This window comes from Streptomyces sp. URMC 126 (assembly GCF_051386555.1).
Lineage (GTDB): Bacteria > Actinomycetota > Actinomycetes > Streptomycetales > Streptomycetaceae > Streptomyces.
The window spans coordinates 1-2,729 of sequence record NZ_JBPQTX010000534.1 but is presented as its reverse complement, the minus strand read 5'-3'; the positions used below and the strand labels follow the sequence as shown (position 1 = coordinate 2,729).

General features: G+C 70.8%; 3 protein-coding genes. 1 reads left to right on the top strand and 2 read right to left on the bottom strand.

Annotation, left to right across the window (positions count from 1 at the left end):
* Positions 1–419: 419 nt before the first annotated feature.
* Positions 420–926: an ATP-binding protein gene (locus ACSNOK_RS32400; RefSeq protein ID WP_436784364.1), complete on the bottom strand. Its 507-nt coding sequence runs from the start codon at positions 924–926 to the stop codon at positions 420–422.
* A 171-nt stretch (positions 927–1,097) separates the two neighbouring features.
* Entirely contained in the window at positions 1,098–1,487 is a 390-nt protein-coding gene (locus ACSNOK_RS32395; protein ID WP_436784363.1) for an STAS domain-containing protein, read from the bottom strand.
* Between the two features lie 252 nt (positions 1,488–1,739).
* Here ACSNOK_RS32395 and ACSNOK_RS32390 point away from each other — a divergent pair, with 252 nt between their 5' ends.
* Positions 1,740–2,654 (top strand): RNA polymerase sigma factor SigF, encoded by a 915-nt coding sequence (locus ACSNOK_RS32390; protein ID WP_436784365.1) that lies wholly within the window; start codon positions 1,740–1,742, stop codon positions 2,652–2,654.
* Positions 2,655–2,729 lie beyond the last annotated feature (75 nt).

The window sequence follows — 2,729 nt, the reverse complement described above, 5'->3', positions numbered from 1 at the left end:
GGTCTAGGCTTCCGTGCGTGGGTGGTGGGGTTACGGGGGGTGATGGGGCGCTTCGGGCTCCGGGCGCCCGGCCCTGCCCGGCCAGCCCTCCGGCGCTTCTTCGGAACCGTCATGGGGCTCCGGCGTGCGCCGGGGCTCTGCGGCCTTTCAGGGGCCTCTCAGGGCCCGCGTCGGGGCTTGCGCGGCGGGGCTTGCGCGTCGGCCCCGCATCAAGGTCCGGTTCCGGCCCAGGGACTCGACACGTCCCGCCGACGCCCCCTCGGCGCCCTGACCGCGCCGTCAGCGGCGTATCCCCGGAGCAGCCTCCCCGCGTATGCCTCCCCGCCCTCCCGAGCGCACCAAAGCGGCCACCGGCGGAAGAGGCCGTGGCCGTGCGGAGGGACGGGGGCGTGCGGGCGGCACGCCGAGTGTGCGTCCGTTTACGAGGGGGCGGCCAGTTCGGCCCAGACCGTCTTGCCCGTGCCGTCCGCGTTGCGGACGACACCCCAGTCCAGGCAGAGCCGCTGCACGATAAACATGCCGTGTCCGCCGGGGCGGCCCGCGCGGTGGGGGGTGCGGGGCACCGGCTCTCCGTTGCCGAGGTCGGAGACTTCCAGCCGCAGCACCTTCGTCCCGCGACTGACGAGCAGTTCGGCGGGGCCGCCCGCGTGCAGGCAGGCGTTGGTGACCAGCTCCGAGACCACCAGCAGGACGTCCTCGGCGGCGGCCCGGCGGTCGGCGTCGGCCGCGGGCAGCCAGCCCCAGTCCCGGAGCGCCTGGCGGGTGAAGTCACGGGACAGGGGCACGGCTCCGCTGACCCCGACGAGATGCAGCCTGCGGGCCGGGCCGCCCGGTGACGCCGCTTCGGCGGGCGCGGCCGCGGCTGAGCCGTGCGCCTCCGGGCCGGGGTCGCCCGGCGCCGGCGGGTACGGCCGGGTGGTGCTCATCAGCGCTTCACCTCACCGAATTCACCGATTGGAAAAGAGGACTCTGTCTTCGCGCGCGAAGTCCGCGAAGTCATCGCGTACAAAGCGGTCAGCCTGCTCCTGCCCGGACGCGCGCGGTGAACACCTACGGCACCGGTCCGGTGGTCCGCACAACGCACCGTCGCCCGCCCGTCACTCGGCGAGAGCCGCGTCGAGACTGGTGTGCACCGCGAAGACCGCACCGGCACCCGTGATCTCGAACACCCGGGCCACCACCGGCCGCATCGCCGCGAGATGGACGGACCCGCCCGCGGCCTCGGCCTTCAGCCGGGCGCCGAGCAGCACATTGAGGCCGGTGGAGTCGCAGAACTCCAGCCCCGAGCAGTCGACGACGATGCGCGCGCCGACCTCCTCGGCACAACTCTCCAGCGGTTCACGCAGCAAATCGGCCGTATGGTGATCGAGCTCACCCTCCGGCTTCACGACCGCACTCGCACCGTGCCGCCGGACCTCCACCCGTAGCCGGGCCCCGCTCACGATTCCGACACCTTTTCCCTGGTATCTCCGCATGCCATCGCGCATCCCTTCATGGTGTGCCCGTGCCCTGCCTGCCCGCTCAGGACAGCGGAAACCCTACGCGTTCCCTACGCCTGCGGAAAGTCGAACAACCGTCATTTCATACCGAATACGGACAATCGGGACTTGCCAAGCATAGGTAAAGACCGATACGGCTAGAGGAAGACATCACCCACCACGGACGGCCCGGAGGCGCCGCAAACCGCAGCACGAGCTCATGGCACCGGCGGCCATATGCCGAGAACGATGGAGGAGACCATGTCACCCCGGCTCGACGAACCGCGTTCCCCTTTCTCCCCGGAGGCAACCATCCCGGCCTCCGAGGACACCGTTCCGTACGGGACGGCGGAGACCGCGTCGTCGACAATCCCGCCCCTTCCGGACATCCCCTCGTACTCCGAGGTGGAGCCGGTCGACGCGCGGGCCCTGTCCAAGACCCTCTTCGCACGCCTCGAAACGCTCGAGGAAGGCACGCACGAATACGCGTACGTGCGCAACACCCTGGTCGAACTCAACCTGGCCCTGGTCAGGTTCGCCGCCTCCCGGTTCCGCACGCGCAGCGAACCGATGGAGGACATCGTCCAGGTCGGAACCATCGGCCTCATCAAGGCCATCGACCGCTTCGAACTCAGCCGGGGCGTCGAGTTCCCGACCTTCGCCATGCCGACCATCATCGGCGAGATCAAGCGCTTCTTCCGTGACACCAGCTGGTCCGTGCGCGTCCCGCGCCGGCTCCAGGAGCTCCGGCTCACCCTCGCCAAGGCCGGCGACGAACTCGCCCAGCGCCTCGACCGCTCCCCGACGGTCGCCGAGCTCGCCCAGCACCTGGGCATCTCCGAGGACGAGGTCATCGAGGGCATGGGCGCGAGCAACGCGTACACCGCGAGCTCGCTGGACGCCCCCTCCGAGGACGACGACAGCGACGGTGGCACTCTCTCGGCCCGTATCGGCTACGAGGACCACGACCTCGAAGGCGTCGAGTACGTCGAGTCGCTGAAGCCGCTGATCGCCGAACTGCCGCCGCGTGACCGGCAGATCCTGTCCCTGCGGTTCGTCGGAAACATGACCCAGTCGGAGATCGGCGAGGAGCTCGGCATCTCGCAGATGCACGTCTCCCGACTGCTCTCCCGGACGCTCGTGCGGCTGCGGCGCGGGCTCCTGGTGGACGAGTAGTACGACCGGCGGGCCGGCCGGTCCGCCGTCTCCGGGCACACGGTGCGCCGCGCGGACGTCCGCGCGGCGCACCGC

What these genes read in the sequence shown, in the direction of transcription:
- ACSNOK_RS32400 (WP_436784364.1), bottom strand. Translation starts at nt 926, where the DNA reads ATGAGCACCACCCGGCCGTACCCGCCGGCGCCGGGCGACCCCGGCCCG.
- ACSNOK_RS32395 (WP_436784363.1), bottom strand. Translation starts at nt 1,487, where the DNA reads ATGCGCGATGGCATGCGGAGATACCAGGGAAAAGGTGTCGGAATCGTG.
- ACSNOK_RS32390 (WP_436784365.1), top strand. Translation starts at nt 1,740, where the DNA reads ATGTCACCCCGGCTCGACGAACCGCGTTCCCCTTTCTCCCCGGAGGCA.